This window comes from Streptomyces solincola (assembly GCF_002982015.1).
Classification (GTDB): domain Bacteria; phylum Actinomycetota; class Actinomycetes; order Streptomycetales; family Streptomycetaceae; genus Streptomyces; species Streptomyces solincola.
In genome coordinates this window covers 1-4,276 of sequence record NZ_PVLV01000306.1, presented here as the reverse complement: position 1 = coordinate 4,276, position 4,276 = coordinate 1, and the positions used below count along the sequence as shown (strand labels likewise).

Sequence of the window (4,276 nt, the reverse complement as noted above, 5' to 3'; positions counted from 1 at the left end):
GCCCCACCCGCCGCTGGACCGGCCCACCGACGACGCCCCCGCCCTGGAGGACTTCTCCGTACGCGAGATCCTCGGCCGCCTCCCCGGCCTCGTCGCCCTGACCTACGGCCCCCGGCACCGCATCGCCTACGTCAACGACGCCTACGCCGCCGCCTTCGGACCGCGCCGATCCGGCACCGCCGTCGCCGCCGGCTGCCCCGAGCTCGCCGAACTCGGCCTGCTGCCGCTGATGGACCAGGTGCTGCGCAGCGGCAAACCCCGCACCGTCAAGTCTCGCCGCACCCAGGCCGGCGGCTCCTACACCGTCACCTGCCTGCCCGTGGAGACCCGCGCCGGCGCCGGACCCGACGGCAGCGACACCACCGGTGCGGGCGGTGCGGGTGTGCTCGTGCACGCCACCGACGTCACCGACCACGCCGAGGCCGCCGAACGGCTGCGCGCCAGCGAACGCCGGCACCGCGAGACGGCCGTCACCCTCCAGCGCTCCCTGCTCCCCCAGGAACTGGAGCAGCCCGACGACCTGCGCGTCGCCGCCACCTACCAGCCCGGCGTCACCGACGCCGCCGTCGGCGGCGACTGGTACGACGTCATCACCCTCGGCGCCGGCCGCACCGCCCTCGTCATCGGCGACGTCATGGGCCGCGGCGTGCGCGCCGCCGCCGTGATGGGCCAGCTCCGCACCGCCGTCCGGGCCTACGCCCGCCTCGACCTGCCCCCGCACGAGGTGCTCCAGCTCCTCGACGGCCTCGCCGCCGAGATCGACGCCAGCCAGATCGCCACCTGCGTCTACGCCGTCCACGACCCCAACGAGGGCCGCCTCCTCTACGCCTCCGCCGGGCACCTCCCGATCCTCGTCCGCTCCGAGGACGGCACCGTCCACCGCGCCGCCGACCCCACCGGCCCGCCGCTCGGCACCGGCGGCTGGCTGCACTCCTCCGGTTCCATCGCCCTCCCGCCCGGCTCCACCGCCGTCCTCTACACCGACGGACTGGTCGAACGCCGCCGCGAGGACATCGACGAAGGCGTCTCCGCCCTCGAACGCGCCCTCTCCGGCGCCACCGGCAGCCCCCAGGTGGTCTGCGACCGGCTGCTGCGCTCCCTCGGCGTCACCGCCGAACACGACGACGACGTCGCCGTGCTCGTGCTCCAGCACCCGGCCCGCACCGGGCCGGACGCCGAGCTGTTCCACAACGCCGCACTCGACCTGCTCGGCGGCGTCGAAGCCGCGCCCCGCGCCCGCGCCTTCGCCTCCGGAGTCCTCTCGAGCTGGCGCTTCCCGGTCGAACTGCGCGACCTCGGCGTCCTGGCCACCAGCGAACTCGTCGCCAACTCCCTCCAGCACGGCACCCCGCCGATGCGGCTGCGGCTGCGCCGCACCGACCGCCGCCTGATCATCGAGGTCACCGACGGCGACGACCACCTGCCGCGCCGCCGTCGCGCCGAGACCGAGGACGAGGCCGGCCGCGGCATCTCGATCATCGCCACCATCGCCTCCTCCTGGGGCAGCCGCCGCACCCCCGGCGGCGGCAAGGCCGTCTGGTGCGAGTTCGCCCTGCCCGACCGCCCGGCGCTCCCCGACCGCCCGGCCGGCTGAGCCGGAGCGCTCAGGCCCGGGCGTCCGCCGCCCGGTCCCGCTGCCCCGGCAGCCCGCCGGGCCCGTCCTCGCCCGGGGTGTGCCGCGCCACCACCCGGGACTTCGCCAGCACCGAGAACGGGTGGTCCTGCGCCTGGGTGAGCTTCCCGCCCAGCCGCAGCGCCAGCACCGTGATGCCCAGCGAGAACAGCACGAAGGTCAGCACGTACGGGCCGTGCAGCGCCGCGCCCATCGGCCCGCCCACCGCCGGACCGATCGCCAACGCGAGCTGCTTGACCAGCGCGAACGCCGAGTTGTACTGGCCCACCATCGCCTCCGGTGCCAGATCGGCCACCAGCGGGGCCACGGTCGGCGACAGCATCGCCTCACCCAGCCCGAACAGCGCGTACGTGCCCACGAACGCCGCCGTCGCCATCGCCTGGCCCACCTGCCCCAGACCCGCGACCCCGGCCAGCAGCCACGCTGCCGTCCATATCAGTCCGACCAGCGCGATCACCCTGCTGCGCCGGCTGCGCTCCACGAAGCGCAGCACCACGAACTGGGCCACCACGATGACCGCCGTGTTCGCCGCCAGCGCCACCCCGAGGGTGGACGGAGCGAGCCCCGCGGCCTCGGTGCCGTAGGCCGCCAGCCCGGACTCGAACTGTCCGTAGCAGGCGAAGAAGAGCACGAAGCCCAGCACACAGAGCTGCACCATCGCCCGGTGGGACAGCAGCGCCCGCATACCGCCGCGCGCCTTGGCCTGGGCGTCCACCGGCCGGGCGTCGGCTATGGAGGGGGCCGCCGGTATCCGCACACCGGCCGCGATGCCGGCCAGCACCAGGAACATGGCGGCCTCGATGCCGAACAACAGCAGGAAGCTGCCCGGCCGGTCCTCGTCCACGAGCTGCCCGCCGATCAGACCGCCGACGCCCAGGCCGAGGTTCTGTAGGAAGAACTGCGTCGCGAACGCCCGGGTCCGGGTCGTCGTGGTGGAACACCACACGATCATCGTCGCCAGCGCCGGCTGCATCACCGCCGTCCCCGAACCGAGCAGCACCGCGGACAGCACCACGGCCGCCACGGACGACGACAGCCCGAGGGCCAGCGCGCCCGCCGCCGCCAGCAGCGCCGCGCCGACCAGCACCGGTATCGGCCCGCGCCGGTCGATGGTCCGCCCGGTGAACGGCAGCACCACCAGCGCGGCCATCGCGAACGCCGCCAGCACGGCGCCCGCCGTGCCGGCTCCCAGGTCCCGCACCTGGGCCACGTACACATACAGATAGGGAACGGTGAACCCGAGCCCGAACGCGCTCAGCACGTTCCCCGCCTGGATCCGGCGCATCGCCGCGCCCATCGCCTGGGACACACCCACCTTCTTCCACATCGAAGACTTCACTTCTAAAGTTCAATGCTTAACTCTACACATCCAAGGACTTCAACGCCAACCCCTTCCGTGCGATACTCCGATCCATGTCCGAGACGCAGGAGCCGAGCCTCGACGAGCAGGTCGCGGCCTATCAGCGCGAGTACCGGGACCTCGACCCGCAGGTCGAGCAGGTGGTGTCCGCCCTCGGCCGGCTGAACCGGCGGATGAACGTGGCCTACGGCCGCCAGGTCTCCGACCTCGGCATCAGCAACGCCGAGTGGGAGGTCCTCAAGCACCTCGTCCTCTCCGGTGAGCCCTACCGCCTCGGACCGGGCGAGCTGGCCAAGCGACTCGGCCTCACGCCCGCGGCCATGACGCACCGCATCGACCGCATGGCGGCCGACGGGCTGGTCACCCGAGACCGCGACGAGAACAACCGGGTGCGGGTCATCGTCGAGCTCACCGACGAGGGGCGGACCAAGTGGATGGAGGCGATGCGCATGGCGACCTCCTTCGAGGAGGAACTCCTCCGGGACCTGTCCCCAGCCGAGCGCGGCGTCCTCGGGGAGCTCCTGATCCGCGTACTGCGCCGGGTCGAGCACGCCCAGCCGGACGCCGGCGGCCGGCTCAACGGCCTGGACTGACCCCCGCGTTGGCCCCGGGTGGCAGGGGCGGGGCCCGGAGTTGACACGCGCGGCCCCGATCCGTAAAGTTCTTCGGGTTGCCACGGGGGCGCTTCGTCGTCCCGGCAGCACATCCCGCCGCAGCAGCGGCACCCCAACTCAGCACGCACTCCCGAAGTGGAGCGAATTTCGGCATGCCGGAATTCGGTTCGAAAGCTCGATTATGAGCACTCCGGGAAATCCGCTAGAGTCGGAAACGCCGGAAGGGCCGCAAGGCCTGAACGGCGAATCCCAGTCCGAATGGGAATCAGGCCCGAAAGGATCTGATAGAGTCGGAACCGCCGGAAAGGAAAAAGCGCGAAAGCGCCGGATCTGAAACCGGCAGCCCGCTCCAGCGGGTGGCGGAGACGGGAAATCGGATCTGCTAGGCTGGAAACACGAAGTACCGAAGGGAAACTGCCCGGAGGAAAGCCCGAGAGGGTGAGTACGAAGGAAGCGTCCGTTCCTTGAGAACTCAACAGCGTGCCAAAAGTCAACGCCAGATATGTTGATACCCCGTCCAAGGGCCGTCATGGTCTGCGGATGAGGTTCCTTTGAAACACACACAGCGAGGACGCTGTGAACGGTAGAGGGACTATTCCTCCTTCTTCCGTTCCACTCTTCACGTGATGTGTCACCGGATTACCGGTAAACATTCACGGAGAGTTTGAT

At 71.4% G+C, this 4,276-nt stretch carries 3 protein-coding genes; 2 read left to right on the top strand and 1 reads right to left on the bottom strand.

Annotation, left to right across the window (positions count from 1 at the left end):
* The first annotated feature begins 13 nt into the window (after window positions 1-13).
* A complete protein-coding gene (locus C6N75_RS19895) occupies window positions 14-1,594 on the top strand; it encodes an ATP-binding SpoIIE family protein phosphatase (RefSeq protein WP_105870270.1) in 1,581 nt (526 codons plus the stop codon).
* A gap of 10 nt (window positions 1,595-1,604) precedes the next feature.
* On the opposite strand, the gene C6N75_RS19890 is transcribed toward C6N75_RS19895, so the two are convergent.
* Complete coding sequence (locus C6N75_RS19890) at window positions 1,605-2,930, bottom strand: MFS transporter (RefSeq protein ID WP_181160542.1); 1,326 nt, start codon at window positions 2,928-2,930, stop codon at window positions 1,605-1,607.
* A gap of 116 nt (window positions 2,931-3,046) precedes the next feature.
* Between C6N75_RS19890 and C6N75_RS19885 the strand changes: the two genes are divergently transcribed.
* Entirely contained in the window at window positions 3,047-3,586 is a 540-nt protein-coding gene (locus C6N75_RS19885; RefSeq protein ID WP_105870268.1) for a MarR family winged helix-turn-helix transcriptional regulator, read from the top strand.
* Window positions 3,587-4,276: the final 690 nt, after the last annotated feature.